The organism is Aestuariirhabdus sp. LZHN29 (assembly GCF_049985285.1).
GTDB lineage: Bacteria > Pseudomonadota > Gammaproteobacteria > Pseudomonadales > Aestuariirhabdaceae > Aestuariirhabdus.
In genome coordinates this window covers 168,294-183,726 of sequence record NZ_JBNIEU010000005.1, presented here as the reverse complement: position 1 = coordinate 183,726, position 15,433 = coordinate 168,294, and the positions used below count along the sequence as shown (strand labels likewise).

Annotated in this window: 12 protein-coding genes; 10 read left to right on the top strand and 2 right to left on the bottom strand. The window is 53.9% G+C overall.

The features are described 5' to 3' along the window. Window positions 1-4 precede the first annotated feature (4 nt). Genes nagZ through ACP3PW_RS16590 form a run of 3 tightly spaced genes read left to right on the top strand, consistent with a single transcriptional unit; the run spans window position 5 to window position 2,875 of the window. Window positions 5-1,027, top strand: a complete 1,023-nt coding sequence (nagZ, locus tag ACP3PW_RS16600; RefSeq protein ID WP_426417854.1) for a beta-N-acetylhexosaminidase — start codon at window positions 5-7, stop codon at window positions 1,025-1,027. Continuing rightward, on the top strand, window positions 1,020-2,135 hold the full coding sequence (locus ACP3PW_RS16595) for a mechanosensitive ion channel family protein (protein WP_426417853.1): 1,116 nt from the start codon (window positions 1,020-1,022) through the stop codon (window positions 2,133-2,135). The genes nagZ and ACP3PW_RS16595 overlap by 8 nt, the downstream gene beginning before the upstream one ends. Continuing rightward, window positions 2,132-2,875 (top strand): S-methyl-5'-thioinosine phosphorylase, encoded by a 744-nt coding sequence (locus tag ACP3PW_RS16590; protein WP_426417852.1) that lies wholly within the window; start codon window positions 2,132-2,134, stop codon window positions 2,873-2,875. The genes ACP3PW_RS16595 and ACP3PW_RS16590 overlap by 4 nt, the downstream gene beginning before the upstream one ends. Here the strand turns inward: ACP3PW_RS16590 and ACP3PW_RS16585 are convergent, their stop codons facing one another. Then, entirely contained in the window at window positions 2,876-3,922 is a 1,047-nt protein-coding gene (locus tag ACP3PW_RS16585; protein WP_426417851.1) for a CsiV family protein, read from the bottom strand. It abuts the gene before it with no gap. Beyond that, entirely contained in the window at window positions 3,919-7,377 is a 3,459-nt protein-coding gene (gene mfd, locus ACP3PW_RS16580) for a transcription-repair coupling factor (protein WP_426417850.1), read from the bottom strand. The genes ACP3PW_RS16585 and mfd overlap by 4 nt, the downstream gene beginning before the upstream one ends. A 221-nt stretch (window positions 7,378-7,598) precedes the next feature. Between mfd and ACP3PW_RS16575 the strand changes: the two genes are divergently transcribed. The 7 genes from ACP3PW_RS16575 to nqrF all read left to right on the top strand — a co-directional run bounded on the left by ACP3PW_RS16575 (window position 7,599) and on the right by nqrF (window position 15,399). Then, window positions 7,599-9,053: a glyceraldehyde-3-phosphate dehydrogenase gene (locus ACP3PW_RS16575; protein ID WP_426417849.1), complete on the top strand. Its 1,455-nt coding sequence runs from the start codon at window positions 7,599-7,601 to the stop codon at window positions 9,051-9,053. Window positions 9,054-9,546: 493 nt separating this feature from the next. Beyond that, the gene (locus ACP3PW_RS16570; RefSeq protein WP_426417848.1) at window positions 9,547-10,884 is read left to right on the top strand and encodes a Na(+)-translocating NADH-quinone reductase subunit A; all 1,338 of its coding nucleotides are present in this window, start codon (window positions 9,547-9,549) and stop codon (window positions 10,882-10,884) included. 3 nt (window positions 10,885-10,887) lie between these two features. Beyond that, complete coding sequence (locus tag ACP3PW_RS16565; protein ID WP_426417847.1) at window positions 10,888-12,099, top strand: NADH:ubiquinone reductase (Na(+)-transporting) subunit B; 1,212 nt, start codon at window positions 10,888-10,890, stop codon at window positions 12,097-12,099. Next, entirely contained in the window at window positions 12,089-12,865 is a 777-nt protein-coding gene (locus ACP3PW_RS16560) for a Na(+)-translocating NADH-quinone reductase subunit C (protein WP_426417846.1), read from the top strand. Before ACP3PW_RS16565 ends, ACP3PW_RS16560 begins: the two co-directional genes overlap by 11 nt. Window position 12,866: 1 nt before the next feature. Next, window positions 12,867-13,535 carry an NADH:ubiquinone reductase (Na(+)-transporting) subunit D gene (locus ACP3PW_RS16555; protein ID WP_426417845.1) on the top strand — a complete coding sequence of 223 codons (669 nt, stop codon included), beginning with the start codon at window positions 12,867-12,869 and terminating at the stop codon, window positions 13,533-13,535. 2 nt (window positions 13,536-13,537) lie between these two features. Beyond that, window positions 13,538-14,149: an NADH:ubiquinone reductase (Na(+)-transporting) subunit E gene (nqrE, locus tag ACP3PW_RS16550; RefSeq protein WP_426417844.1), complete on the top strand. Its 612-nt coding sequence runs from the start codon at window positions 13,538-13,540 to the stop codon at window positions 14,147-14,149. A gap of 17 nt (window positions 14,150-14,166) precedes the next feature. Further along, window positions 14,167-15,399 (top strand): NADH:ubiquinone reductase (Na(+)-transporting) subunit F, encoded by a 1,233-nt coding sequence (nqrF, locus tag ACP3PW_RS16545; RefSeq protein WP_426417843.1) that lies wholly within the window; start codon window positions 14,167-14,169, stop codon window positions 15,397-15,399. Window positions 15,400-15,433 lie beyond the last annotated feature (34 nt).

The following is a 15,433-nucleotide window of genomic DNA, read 5'->3' as shown; positions in this document are numbered from 1 at the left end:
GGCGTTGGAGCAAAATCCCGGACCACTCATGCTCGATCTTGCGGGTGAAACCGTTACCCAGGCGGAGCGAGTACTGCTTAAACATCCGGTATGCGGCGGGGTCATACTCTTCTCGCGAAATTATCGCGACCGGGATCAGTTGACCGCCCTTACCCGTGATATTCGCGATACCAATCCATCGCTTCTGATTGCGGTCGATCATGAGGGGGGGCGGGTGCAGCGCTTTCGCGAGGGGTTCTCTGCCATTCCTGCGATGGCGAGTTTCGAGGCGCGTTTCCTGAAGAGTCCAGTAGAAACGCTCAAACTTATCGAGGACACCGGATGGTTGCTGGCCAGCGAATTGCTGGCCTGCGGTATCGACTTCAGCTTTGCTCCGGTTCTCGATCTCGATTTTAAACGCAGTGGCGTGATCGGTGATCGTGCTTTTTCGGCCAACCCCGAGCGTGTTGTTGAGCTTTCAGGGGCGCTCATTAAAGGGATGCATGCTGCCGGGATGAAATCTACAGGTAAGCATTTTCCGGGACATGGATGGGTCACGGCAGATTCCCATGTAGATATTCCAACGGATGAGCGGGATCTGGAGTCTATTCGCCAGCAGGATCTAAAGCCATTCGCCGCGCTGGCCAGAAAGGGGCTCGATGCGGTAATGCCTGCTCATGTCGTCTATGAGAAAATTGATGCTCTGCCCGCAGGTTTTTCTCCGTACTGGTTGCAGACGATCCTCAGGAGAGAGCTCGGTTTTGACGGCGTAATTTTTAGTGATGACCTCTCCATGGAGGGCGCGAGTATAGCCGGTGGATATCGCGAGCGGGCAGAACACGCCCTGGCAGCAGGGTGCGATATGGTGTTGGTGTGCAATAACCCCAAGGCTGCACGGGAGGTGCTGGAGTATCTTGAGACCAGGGATACCCCCGTAAGCACCCGCCTGCCAGAGCTAAGGGGGCGGTTGGTACCAATAAAGGATTTAGCGCGCCAGCAACGTACCGCAGCGGCATTAAAAAGTCTGGGGGAGGTAACCCATGGATGAACAGATGGTGGCCTTAAAGGCGTACATAACAGGGCTCGACTACTGGACTTACGAAGTGTTTTTGGTAGTAACCCTCACTCTGGTGGGCAACTATGTTGTGACCATCATTATGCGGCAACTGGCAAAACAGGCTGCGCGCAGCCGCAATCGTTGGGATGATGTGATTATCGGGGCTGCGCAGCGCCCCCTTGCGTTATTGATATGGGTGTTAGGGTTTTGCTGGGCAATTGACATTGCCCACAGTGGCTCCGGGGTGCACCTATTTGATGCAGTGGACTCTGTGCGAGATGTGCTGGTTGTTTGGCTGCTAGCCTGGTTTCTTGTGCGGCTGGTCCATGGCGGTGAGGAGGTGCTCGGTAAGGCCGGTGAAGAGGGTGTCGCCGCGGTGGATGAGACCTCACTGCAAGCCATAAGTAAATTATTGCGGGCATCAATCATCATTACGGCCAGTTTGGTGGCACTGCAAACCCTGGGTTACAGCATATCCGGAGTGCTTGCTTTTGGCGGTATTGGCGGAATCGCGGTGGGCTTCGCAGCCAAGGATATGCTCGCCAACTTTTTTGGTGGCCTTACCATTTACCTCGACCGCCCCTTTAAAGTGGGTGACTGGATTCGCTCCCCCGATAAGAATATAGAGGGGACGGTTGAGCATGTTGGCTGGCGACAAACGCGCATAAGAACCTTCGATAAGCGCCCCTTGTACGTACCCAATTCCACCTTTTCCAGCATTTCAGTAGAAAACCCTTCTCGTATGACGAACCGACGAATCTATGAAACCATTGGTTTGCGATACGATGATGGAGCTCGGGTCGAACCGATCCTCATTGCAGTGAAAGCTTTCCTGCAAAACCACCCCGAGATTGATACTAAGCAAACCCTGATGGTCAATTTCAATAGTTTTGGGGCTTCTTCACTCGATTTCTTCGTTTATGTCTTTACCAAAACCACTAACTGGACCCACTTTCATGAGGTTAAGCAGGAGGTTTTGTTAGGGATTATGAATATCATTGAGCAGCATGGTGCCGAGATTGCGTTCCCGACCCGCACCCTTCTCGCGCCTGACATTAGCTCGCTAATCGGGGCCGATATGAAGGGGCAAACAGAGTGAGTGTAACAGCAATAATTGGTGGTTCCGGTCTCTACGCGCTGGAGGGGCTTGAGGAGCGCAACGTTATTGAGGTAGATACTGTGTGGGGGGCGCCTTCGGCACCGCTGGTGACGGGTGTTCTTGAAGGTTCCCGGGTGATCTTTCTGGCCCGTCACGGAAACCCTCATCGCATCCCCCCTCATCGAGTTAACTATCGCGCCAACCTTCAAGCCCTAAAGGATGCCGGAGCCTCAAGAATCATTGCCATCAACGCCGTCGGCGGAATTCACCCACAGATGGGGCCCGAAGCCCTGGTCGTTGCCGATCAGATTATTGATTACAGCTGGGGCCGGGAGCACACCTTCCACGCGGACAACCTGGACGAAGTGGTGCATGTTGATTTCAGCTACCCCTATAGTGAACCCCTAAGGCAGCAACTGATCGCTGCGGCATCCCGCTGCTCGTTACCTTTGCTGGATCATGGGGTTTACGGCTGTACGCAGGGGCCCCGCCTTGAAAGCGCGGCTGAAGTGAACCGTCTGGAGCGGGACGGTGTCGATATTATCGGTATGACGGCGATGCCCGAGGCAGGGCTTGCCCGGGAGCTTGAGCTCGATTACGCCACTCTGGCGCTGGTCGTTAACTGGGCGGCAGGCCGCACAGAGGAGTTGATCACGATGGAGGAGATCCATCGTGTCATTGACAGCGGCATGAGTTCAGTTTTAGCGATCGTGAAGCAGGTGCTAGCCGCTACCGATTGATCATTCCGTCGCCGGGGCTGGCGCTGGCTGGATAGTATTTTCCTCCTGCTGCGGACTCACCTCGAGAGCGGGTGGCGCTTCAGTCTCAGGCTCGGCAGCCTCATAAGGTGTGATTTTTACTAGCACTCCCAGCACGGGAGAGTCGATATAGTGGAGTTCTCCGCTGCGCATTCGACGGCTCTCTATCAGGTCGAAGCGGCGTAAGGGCTCATAGCTGATCGGGCTGTCATCGGCGTCTAGGCCTATTCCGTCCTCCAGCAGTTCAGGCGCGGACTCGATCGCGACGTAGTCGTCGGGTATTTCGCTCGACAGGTTCTGGAAAGGCTCGAACTCGGTGATGCTCAGGCGCGTTCTGATATGTAGATAACGTTTCAGAGAGAAACTGACCGACCCACTTAGCACGGGGGTGTTGCCAAAACGTTCTGTACCTTCGATTCGAATCCAGGGAGCGTTGGCGGCTTCCACCATAGACTGTCGCCAGCTATGGTGGAATCGTACCTGATAAGCCTCATCATCGTTTAGCCGTGCGCTGATCTCCTGAAGGCTCAGTGCCTCGTCAGGCAATATAACCAGGGGGCGTTCGATACTGTCGTCCCGTGCCGGGGGAAGGCTCGATAGTGCAGACAGCTCGTTGGTTGTAGCGTTGACGTTTACAGCGTTCGCATCATCGGTTGCAGGGGGTAGAAGGGGGGATCCATCCGGGTAGGTGAGCTCCTCCAGGGGAGGTTGGGCCGTGGCCACGGGAGGTATTTCTGCCGCTGGGGGAGTGACTGGAGTGGTTACACCCTCTATAACCGAGTCACTCGGGTTGGCGGCCGCAACGTTTTCTTCCCATCCGGCCTCGTCATCCGGTACCGGCTCTTTTCGCAGCTCTTCGCTCCATTGTTCGTTACTGGAGGAGTTACGGTGCTCGAACACGATAAGCTCGACTTGAAACCAGCGCTCTTCATCGGGTTCACTGGTCGTTTCTGCCTGCACGCTGGAGAGCATTCCAGAGGCAGCAAACGCTGCAGCGAGCAAGGAGGTCTTTGCAATAGATTGGTTCATGATGCGGTTAGCAGGCCCATTAGTTGTTCGGTTCTGTGGAAGCGTTGCTCGGTATTGTCCATATCCAGAGCGTATTTCAGCACAGTCGCTCCTTCAAGGCGATATTTCTGCGGTTGGGATTGGACCAGTTTTACAATTGTGAGCGCATCCACCTTGGGTTCGCTTCCAAATTCGATGCGTCCGCCACTCACTGCCGCTTCAATCTTTTTGACGCCCAGGGCGGTGGCCTGGAGTTTCAGTTCGGTAATGCGAAACAGGTTTTTGGCGGAGTCTGGCAACAGCCCGAAACGATCAATCATCTCTACCTGAAGTTCTCTTAAGGCGTTGCTGTCGGTCGCGCTGGCGATACGTTTATAGAGTATCAGGCGACTGTGTATGTCGGCCACGTAGTCATCCGGGATCAGTGCCGGGACGCGCAGGTTGATCTCTGGACCTTGATCCGGTTCGAGGCTAATGTCCGGTGTTTCGCCTTTTCTTATGGAGCAGATGGCACGCTCGAGCATCTCCATATAAAGGCTGAAGCCAACGGTTTCGATCTGCCCGCTTTGGTCATCCCCGAGGAGCTCGCCGGCACCCCGAATCTCCATGTCGTGGGTTGCCAGCGTAAACCCTGCCCCCAGGTCGGAGGCTTGGGATATCGCCTCCAGGCGTTTCTGGGCGTCCTTGGTCAACGCTTTGGGGTGAGGGGCGAGAAGATAGGCATACGCCTGGTGGTGGGAGCGCCCGACGCGCCCTCGTAATTGGTGCAGCTGAGCAAGGCCGAACTTGTCGGCACGGTCGATGATGATGGTGTTGGCGCTCGGTACATCTATGCCGGTTTCTATGATGGTGGTGCACACCAACACGTTAAACCGCTTGTGGTAAAAGTCGGACATCACCTGTTCGAGCTCGCGCTCGCGCATCTGCCCGTGACCCACTCCAATCCGGGCTTCGGGTACCAGTTCACCCAGTTCGCGGGCGACCCGGTCGATGCTTTTCACCTCGTTGTGGAGATAGTACACCTGCCCCCCACGGAGGAGTTCCCGCAGGATCGCCTCCTTGGTAACGGCAAGGTCCTGTTGGCGCACAAAGGTGTTAACCGAAAGTCTCCGCGCAGGCGGCGTGGCGATAATCGACAAATCACGCAGGCTGGCCATTGCCATATTAAGTGTGCGGGGGATGGGTGTCGCGGTAAGGGTCAGTATATCGACCTCTGCGCGGAGCGCTTTAAGGCGCTCTTTTTGCCGTACCCCAAAACGATGCTCTTCATCAATGATTAACAGCCCTAACTGTTTAAAGCGAATATCACCTTGCAGCAATTTGTGGGTGCCGATCACAATGTCTACCCGGCCCTCGCCTATCTGCTGCTGAATACCCGCGATCTGTTTTGGGGTTTTGAAGCGAGACATAACCTCCACATTGACCGGCCAGTCCGCAAAACGGTCACGGAAGCTTTCGTAGTGTTGCTGGGCTAGCAATGTTGTCGGCACCAATATCGCGACCTGGCGGTTACTTTGGACCGCGAGGAATGCGGCCCGCATCGCGACTTCGGTCTTACCGAAGCCCACATCGCCACAAACCAGCCGGTCCATCGGATTCTTCCCGGCCATATCCTCGATCACGGCCTCGATAGCCGACTGCTGGTCCGCAGTCTCCTCAAAGGGGAAGCCTGCTGCGAAGATACGGTAACTTGCGTCGGGCGGGGCGAAACGGAACCCTTCCCGAGCGGCGCGGCGCGCATAGATATCCAGCAGCTCTACGGCAGCGTCACGGGCTTTTCCGGCGGCCTTATTCTTGGCCTTCCCCCAGTGGTCGCTTCCAAGCTTGTGCAAAGGGGCCAACCCTTCATCGGAGCCGCTGTAGCGACTGATCAGGTGCAGGGAGGAAACCGGTACGTAGAGCTTGGCCTCGTTGGCGTAGAGAAGGGTGAGAAACTCTGCCGTTTGGCCATCGATATCGATGGTTTGCAGCCCCTGGTAGCGTCCTACTCCATGATCCAGGTGAACCACGGGAGCACCCACGTGGAGTTCGGTAAGGTTACGGACCATCAGTTCTGACTGGTCTTGTTGCTTGTCCCGTCGTCTCCGTTGTAACACCCGTTGCCCGAACAGCTCGCCTTCGGTCAGCAGTAGGAGCTCTTTTTCGGGGTGCCAAAAACCACCCTCAATGGGGGCTACCATGATGCCGTAAGGCTGCTCGCTGGCACAAAATCGGTTGAAGCTGTCGACGGGGGGCGGGTCTATGTCGGCGCGGTTGAGCAGCTCCAGCAACTGTTCCCGGCGACCGGCTGATTCACTGCAAAAGAGGATGCGGCCCGGGGTGTCTGCAATAAAGGCCTGTAACCTCTTGAGGGGCGATTCGCTATGGGGGGCGACTGCCAGCTCGGGGGTAGGTAGAAACCCGAAATTCTGGGCGCCGGCGCGGACAGCGCTTGTGTCCGCGCAGAGATCTGCCCGCACAAACCGCTTAATGTGGCGATGGTACTCTTCGTCGCTGACGAACACCCGGTGAGGCGGTAGCAGGGGGCGCTGCCGATCGTAGCGGCGGCTTTCGTATCGTGTATTAACCTCGTCCAAAAACTGCTGTAGCTTCTGCTCGGCTCCTTCGAGTGCGAGCACTAGGGTCTCTTCAGGGAGGTAGTCGAATAGGGTTGCGCAACGCTCGAAAAACAGGGGCAGGTAGTATTCGACACCTGCAGGGCTAATCCCCTGATTGACGTCCATAAAGAGTGAGCATTCTCGATGATCAACATCAAACGCTTCGTGCCAGGCATCCTTGAATTGGCTTATAGCGGCGCGCGACAAGGGAAACTCTTTTGCTGGCAATAGCTTGATGCTATCGACCCGGTCGATAGAGCGTTGTGTTTCGGGGTCAAAGGTGCGCAGGCTGTCGATGTCGTCGTCAAACAGGTCGATTCGATAGGGGCACTGGCTGCCCATGGGGAATATATCCACAATTGATCCGCGAACAGCAAATTCGCCATGCTCATAAACCGATTCCACGCACCGGTAGCCCGCGTATTCCAACTCCCTTCGACGAGTTTCGAGTTCAAATCGCTCACCCCGATTCAGGACCAGGCTGTTGCTCATCAGGTAGTCCAGCGGGGGGAGGCGGTGCATCAAGGTCGTTATCGAAACAATCATTACTCCAGCACTGACTCTGGGAAGCTGGTAGAGGGTCAGCAGGCGTTGGGAGATGATGTCCTGATGAGGGGAGAAATGATCGTAGGGCAGGGTTTCCCAATCGGGGAATGGGAGGATCTCTACACTGCTATCCCCGCGCAAAAACAGATGCAGATGTTGCTCCAGACGCTCTGCGCTCGCAGAGTCGGGTGTTACGACCATCACCAGTCCCCGGCTCTGCTTTGCAGCCTCAGCCACCATTAAACCAAGGGATGCACCGTGCAGTTGCCCCCAGAAACCTTTTTCGCTGATTTTGGTGGGAAGAGGCAGAGGGGTAGGTAATACGCTGGCCATGTCTGGAATACCGATCAGAAGGGCAAAAAATGGGAGCAAATGGTACCAGTTAATGGGAGGGAAAACAGTGCAGGATAGCTGTGGCCGGAAAAGGGTATAAATACCCGCCAAATTCGTACAAATAACACTTATCGCTAACCTTCAGGCTGTTGCTTTGCAGGAAACTAGGCTAGATAATGGGCGCCTTTTTTTACTGTCTTTCAGCCAACGAGGGTATACCCGTGACTCAGGAAACAATCAGCGGAAGTTTCGAAAAGTGGAAAGAGCGTGAAGCCATTGCCGAGGCGATGATTCCGCTTATCGGAAAATTGTACCGCGATAACAATGTAGTGACTTCTGTGTACGCTCGCGCGGTTATTAACCGCTCGGTTATCGACATTATTAAGGCTCACCGTTTTGTCCGCCAGGTAGAAAGCCGTGGTCTCACCGTCGAAGATAGCTACCCTATCGTGAAGGCCTTGAGCGAGATGAACCTGGGACCTGCCCGTATCGATATTGGTAAGCTGGCTATCAAGTACAAGACGCAGGGTGATGGCCGCTCTGTTGAGGAGTTTTTGCGTACAGAGGTCGCCGAGATCATTGACCAGAAGGGCAATGGCGTCAACGCTGGGGGGCAGGATGTTATTCTGTACGGCTTCGGCCGTATCGGCCGCCTGATGGCGCGTATCATGATCGAACGTGCTGGCGGTGGAGATGGGGTAAACCTGAGAGCCATCGTGGTCCGCAAAGGCAATGCTGTCGATGACCTTGCCAAGCGTGCCAGTCTACTGCGTCGGGACTCCATTCATGGTACGTTCCAGGGCACCCTGACCATCGATCACGAAGGCGGATACATAATTGCCAACGGTAATCCGATTAAGATTATCTATGCAAACTCACCCGACTCAATCGATTACACCGAATATGGCATCAAGGATGCCATCGTCGTCGACAATACGGGGGTGTGGCGAGATGAAGATGGCCTCGGTCAGCACCTCAAATCCAAGGGAGTATCCAAGGTTATCCTGACGGCTCCAGGAAAAGGGGATATCAAGAACATCGTATACGGTGTTAATGACCACCTGATCAGCGAAGACGATACGATTCTCTCCGCAGCATCGTGCACAACCAACGCGATCACGCCGGTACTCAAAGCGCTGAATGATCAATACGGGGTCGCAAATGGCCACGTCGAAACCGTTCATGCCTACACCAACGACCAGAACCTGATCGATAACTACCACAAAGGCGATCGCCGTGGTCGCGGCGCCGCACTCAATATGGTTATTACCGAAACCGGTGCTGCCAAGGCGGTTGCCAAGGCCTTGCCTGAGCTGGCAGGAAAGCTGACCGGGAACGCCATTCGTGTACCGATCCCCAATGTGTCCATGGCAATCCTCAACCTTAATCTTGAAAAGAGTACCGATGTTGAGACGCTGAACGACTACCTGCGACACGCATCGCTCTATTCTGACCTGCAAAAGCAGATCGATTACGTAAAGTCGCCAGAGGTGGTATCCAGCGACTTTGTAGGCTCCCGCTATGCTGGAATTGTTGATGCCGAGGCGACGATTGTTGATGGCAATCGTTGCGTCCTCTACGTTTGGTACGACAATGAGTTCGGCTATAGCTGTCAGGTTAACCGGATCCTGCAACATCTGGCGGGCGTGAACTACCCGACCTTCCCGACGGCTTGATGCCAGGCCTGAAGTAAAAGAACCCGCCACGGCGGGTTTTTTTATCTCCTGATTGTTTTTGTCTTGGGTTAAAGCGGCTCGCTGCAAGATTAATTGTCGTGGCAGGGGGGCTTCGCGGTGTATATTGCTGTGAGCGACGATAGATCGGTTGAAAAGTGTGTAAGCGCTTTTGCTAACACCCCGTCTCCGAACTGGGCTGGGCGTTCAAGCTACCCTGCAGCCATTACACAAAAGTCTAAAAAATGCATAATTTCAGCGAGATAAGTAGCATAAAAGGCTGCTGATCATTATAATTCTCGCGTTTTTAGTGCGGGGTTAAGGCCTGCTGGGTGTCGTATCAACAAACCAATGTCGAAGAGCCTTGAGCCTCGATGGCCAATGCTCTATCTAGCTCAGGCGCGTTCCCACCGCTGGAGCGCCACTTATCGACGTTGTGTCTAGATACACCAGTAAAGCCAGCCTACCGAATTTTAACCAGAAATAGGCGAGACGTATGATCAATATCAAACGGGGCCTGGATCTACCGATAACGGGTACTCCAAAGCAGAGTATTGAGCAGGGCAGCGCAATAACCAGCGTAGCCGTGCTTGGTCCTGACTATGTGGGTATGAAGCCAAGCATGGCCGTTGCAGTCGGGGATCGTGTCAAACTAGGTCAAGTACTGTTCTCAGATAAAAAGACTCCCGGTGTGCAGTATACTGCACCGGCCGGAGGGGTCGTGTCTGCTATTAACCGTGGTGAGAAGCGAGTACTGCTCTCCGTGGTTATCGATGTCGATGCAGAGGCGGAGGATGCAGAATCCTTTGCCAGCTACAGTGCAAGTGAGCTGGCTGGTCTAAGCGGTGAGCAGGTTGAAAAAAACCTGATTGAGTCAGGCTTATGGACAGCACTTAGGACCCGGCCATACTCGCGGGTTCCTGCACCCGGTAGCCGTCCAAGCTCAATATTTGTAACGGCGATGGATACCAATCCATTGGCGGCTGACCCCCAAGTGGTTATTGCTGAACACGCCGAGGCTTTTGAACAGGGCCTGACACTGCTGTCGCGTCTTGCCTCCAAAGTTTATTTGTGTAAGGCCCCGGGGGCCAATATCCCATCTGGCCCTGCACAATCAGAAGAGTTTTCCGGTCCTCACCCTGCGGGTCTTGCAGGCACCCATATCCATCATCTGGACCCCGTAGGGGCCAACAAAACAGTGTGGACTCTGGGTTACCAGGATGTAATTGCCATCGCCAAGCTGTTTACCAGCGGTACGCTGTTTACCGATCGCGTGGTTTCGATTGCAGGCCCCCAGGCCAGTAATCCTCGTCTGGTTCGTACTCGCATTGGCGCTAGCCTCGATCAGCTCGCTGCAGGCGAACAGGTTGAAGGTAATAATCGTGTTGTTTCCGGATCGGTCTTTGGTGGGCGCACAGCTCACGGCGGGCTGGCTTATCTGGGCCGCTACCACAACCAGGTATCGGTGTTGCTTGAGGGCAATCATCGCGAGTTGTTCGGCTGGTTATCTCCGGGTGCCCAGAAACACTCAGTGATGGGGATCTATCTGTCCAAGCTCTCCAGCACCCTGAGTTTGCCGTTCACCACCAACTCCAATGGCAGTGAGCGGGCAATGGTGCCAATCGGTAACTACGAGAAGGTGATGCCTCTTGATGTCCTCCCAACTCAACTGCTTCGGGCGCTGATCGTCGGTGATACCGATGTTGCGCAGAAGCTGGGTTGCCTGGAGCTTGACGAGGATGACCTGGCATTGTGCACATACGTTTGCGTGGGTAAGTACGAGTACGGCCCCATTCTGCGTGACAACCTTAACCGTATCTTTGTCGAGGGCTGATCAATGGGTTTGCGAGCGTTTCTCGATAAAATCGAGCCAAGTTTTGAGAAAGGTGGCAAGTATGAGAAGTGGTATGCCCTCTATGAAGCGGCGGACACTCTTTTTTACTCTCCATCATCCGTAACAAAAAGCAGTGCCCATGTACGCGATGGTATAGACCTCAAGCGGGTTATGATCACCGTCTGGTTCTGCGTTTTTCCAGCCATGTTCTACGGCATGTACAACGTTGGCCTGCAAGCAAACGAAGCGATGCAGATCCTCGGCGTTGAAAGTGCCGAGGGCTGGCGCGGGCTGCTGATTGGCCTATTTGCAAGCTACGACCCGACCAGCGTCTGGGATAACACGATTCATGGGGCAGCTTACTTCCTGCCTATCTACATGACAGTGTTTATCGTCGGTGGTTTTTGGGAAGTTTTGTTTGCCATGGTGCGCGGTCACGAAGTCAACGAAGGCTTCTTCGTTACCTCTATCCTGTTCGCCCTGATCGTACCTCCCACACTGCCACTTTGGCAGGCTGCGTTGGGTATCTCTTTCGGCGTAGTGATCGCCAAAGAGGTCTTTGGTGGTACGGGCAAAAACTTCATGAACCCCGCCCTTGCCGGTCGTGCGTTTCTCTTCTTTGCCTATCCCGCACAGATTTCGGGTGACGCTGTCTGGACCGCCGTCGATGGGTTTAGTGGCGCTACAGCCTTGAGTCTCGCTGCCAGCGGTGGCGTTGAAGCCATCCTTGCTAACGGTATTACCTGGTGGGATGCGGCGGTTGGAAACATTCAAGGTTCCATCGGCGAGACCTCTTTCATTGCACTGACTATCGGTGGTGTGGTGTTGATGGCCATGGGTGTTGCGTCCTGGAGAATCGTTGCCGGTGTAATGATCGGTATGTTTGCTACCTCCGTGTTGTTTAACGCTGTTGGCTCAGACACCAATCCGCTGTTTGCTTTGCCGTGGCATTGGCACCTGGTTCTTGGTGGATTTGCCTTTGGTATGTATTTCATGGCGACAGACCCTGTGTCAGCAGCGATGACAGATACAGGCAAGCTGGTTTTCGGTGCACTTATCGGTGTCATGGTGGTGCTGATTCGTGTCGTAAACCCTGCCTTCCCTGAGGGCATGATGCTAGCGATTCTATTCGCGAACCTGTTCGCACCGCTGATTGATCACTTTGTGGTGCAGGCTAATATCAAACGTCGGGAGGCTCGTACGAATGTCAGCTAATAACGACACAATCCAGAAAACGATTACGGTTACCGTACTGCTGTGCCTCGTGTGCGCAGTAGTAGTAGCCAGTGCAGCCGTTTTCCTGAAGCCGCTTCAGGAGAAGAACAAGCTGCTGGCCAAGCAGGAGTCGATCCTTAAGATTGCTGCCATCCCTTTCCAGCCTGAAGCTGTGAGTGAAACCTTCCAGACAGTTACTCAAAAAGTAGTTGATCTGCGCAGTGGTAAATTCACCGATGAAGTCTCCGCTGCCAGCTATGATCAGCGGTCGGCAGCAAAGGATGGGAGTACATCCATAGCCCTTGATGGCGCCGTGGATATCGCGAGTATCAAGCGCCGCGCAGACTTTGCGACGGTTTACCTGGTTGAAAATAACGGCCAGATAGAGAAGGTGATTTTACCGGTCCATGGTTACGGCCTCTGGTCGACCATGTACGGTTTCCTTGCGCTTGAAGGTGATACTCGCACCATCGTAGGTTTTGGCTTCTACGACCAGGGCGAAACTCCTGGATTGGGTGGTGAGGTCGATAACCCGAAATGGACTGGTATCTGGCCTGGGAAAAAGGTGTTCGACAACGACTTCAACTTCAAGTTGCAGTTTCCGAAAACAGGTGCTGATCGCAACAGCCCGGATTACGATCACCAGATCGATAGCCTGGCCGGTGCGACCCTTACCACTCGCGGCGTTGAGAATCTGGTTAAATTTTGGTTGGGTGAGAACGGTTTCGGCCAGTTCCTTGCCAACCTAAGAGCAGGGGAGGCTTGATATGTCCACTCCAACGATAAAAGAGGTTCTACTGAACCCCGTTTTCGCTAATAACCCAATAGGGTTGCAGATCCTCGGAATCTGTTCGGCACTGGCAGTTACCAGTAGCCTGCAGGTGACCGTGGTGATGTGTCTGGCGGTAATCGCAGTAACCGGTTTCTCCAACCTGTTCGTGTCGATCATCCGCTCCCAGATGCCTAACAGCATCCGTATTATTTGCCAGATGACGGTAATCGCATCGCTGGTTATCGTGGTGGATCAGACCCTGAAGGCCTTTGCTTACGAGATCAGCAAGCAGCTATCGGTGTTTGTGGGATTGATCATCACAAACTGTATCGTGATGGGGCGTGCGGAAGCGTTCGCCATGAAGAACCCACCGCTGATTAGCTTCTTCGATGGTATCGGTAACGGTTTGGGCTACAGCATCGTGTTGCTGGCAATGGCCTTTATTCGTGAGCTCTTCGGGGCCGGCAAGCTATTTGGTGTCACTATATTCCCTGCCGTGAACGACGGTGGCTGGTATCTACCCAACGGAATGTTGTTGTTGCCGCCAAGCGCATTTTTCATTATCGCGCTCTTGATCTGGGCTCTGCGTTGCTGGAAAACAGAGCAGGTTGAGAAGGCAGACTTCACGATCACATCTAACAGTAAAGCTACGGAGGCCGCGTAATCATGCTGGAATATTACTTAAGCCTTTTCGTTAAGGCGATATTCATTGAAAACATGGCGTTGGCCTTCTTCCTGGGAATGTGTACATTCCTGGCGATCTCCAAGAAAGTCGAAACCGCTATTGGTCTTGGTGTAGCCGTCATTGTGGTGTTGACCATTACAACGCCAGTTAACAACCTGATCTATACCTACTTGCTAAAAGATGGTGCGCTGGCTTGGGCGGGATTGCCCGATGTTGATCTCAGCTTCCTCGGGCTGCTGAGCTACATCGGTGTTATCGCTGCCATCGTACAGATCCTGGAGATGGTGCTGGACAAGTATGTGCCGGCGCTCTACAACGCCCTGGGTGTATTCCTGCCGCTGATTACCGTTAACTGCGCCATTATGGCCGGTTCTCTGTTTATGGTAGAGCGTGATTACAACCTGGCTGAGAGTACGGTGTACGGCATGGGTGCTGGCCTGGGATGGGCGTTAGCCATCGCTGCGCTGGCGGGTATTCGCGAGAAGATGAAATACAGTGACGTTCCTGATGGACTGCGCGGCTTGGGAATCACCTTCCTGACCGTTGGTCTGATGTCACTCGGCTTCATGTCTTTCTCTGGCATCCAACTCTAAAAAACAGGTTATAAACTATGTCTGAAATGGGTGTAATCACAATCGGCGTAGCCATGTTTACCGCAGTGGTGCTGTCACTGGTAGCGGTAATTTTGGTAGCCCGCTCAAAACTGGTCAGCTCGGGTGACGTTACGATCGACATCAACGAGGACCCTGAAAAGTCCATCCAAGCCCCTGGTGGCGATAAGTTGCTACAAACTCTGGCGGGGCAGGGCATCTTCCTGTCATCGGCCTGTGGTGGAGGCGGTACCTGCGCGCAGTGTAAGTGCAAGGTTCTGGCTGGAGGGGGCTCCATGCTCCCGACCGAGGAAACCCACTTTACCAAGCGTGAAGCTGCCGAAGGCTGGCGTCTTTCGTGCCAGGTTCCTGTTAAGCAGGACATGAAGATCGAGGTCGAGGAGGAGGTGTTTGGCGTTAAGAAGTGGGAGTGCACCGTACGCTCCAACCATAACGTTGCAACCTTTATCAAGGAGTTGGTTCTCGAACTGCCTGAAGGCGAAAACGTGGATTTTCGTGCCGGAGGTTATGTTCAGCTTGAGTGTCCTCCTCACGAGGTCGACTACAAGAACTTTGATATCGAGAAGGAGTACCATCCGGATTGGGATAAGTTCAATATCTGGCAGTACAAGTCCAAGGTGACCGAAGATACGATTCGCGCATACTCTATGGCGAACTATCCAGAAGAGAAGGGTATTGTTAAGTTCAATATCCGTATCGCTTCGCCGCCTCCAGGCACGGACTTCCCGCCAGGAATCATGTCTTCTTATGTGTTCAATCTGAAACCCGGCGACAAAATTGATGTGTACGGTCCCTTTGGTGAGTTTTTTGCCAAGGATACTGATAACGAAATGGTATTTGTCGGTGGTGGTGCTGGTATGGCGCCTATGCGCTCGCATATCTTCGACCAGCTCAAGCGCCTCAACAGCGATCGCAAGATCACTTTCTGGTACGGTGCACGAAGCTTGCGCGAGATGTTCTACTACGACGAATTCGCAAAACTTGCCGAGGAGAATAGCAACTTTACGTTTAATGTTGCGCTCTCCGATCCCCAGCCTGAGGATAACTGGGAAGGCTATACTGGCTTTATCCACAACGTTTTGCATGATAACTACCTGAAGGATCACGCCGCTCCGGAAGATTGTGAGTATTACATGTGTGGTCCGCCAATGATGAACGCCGCAGTTATCAAAATGCTGGAAGATATGGGTGTAGAGCCTGAAAATATCTTGCTCGATGACTTTGGTGGTTAGTCCGCTATATAGAACTGCATCGGCGGCTTCGCTG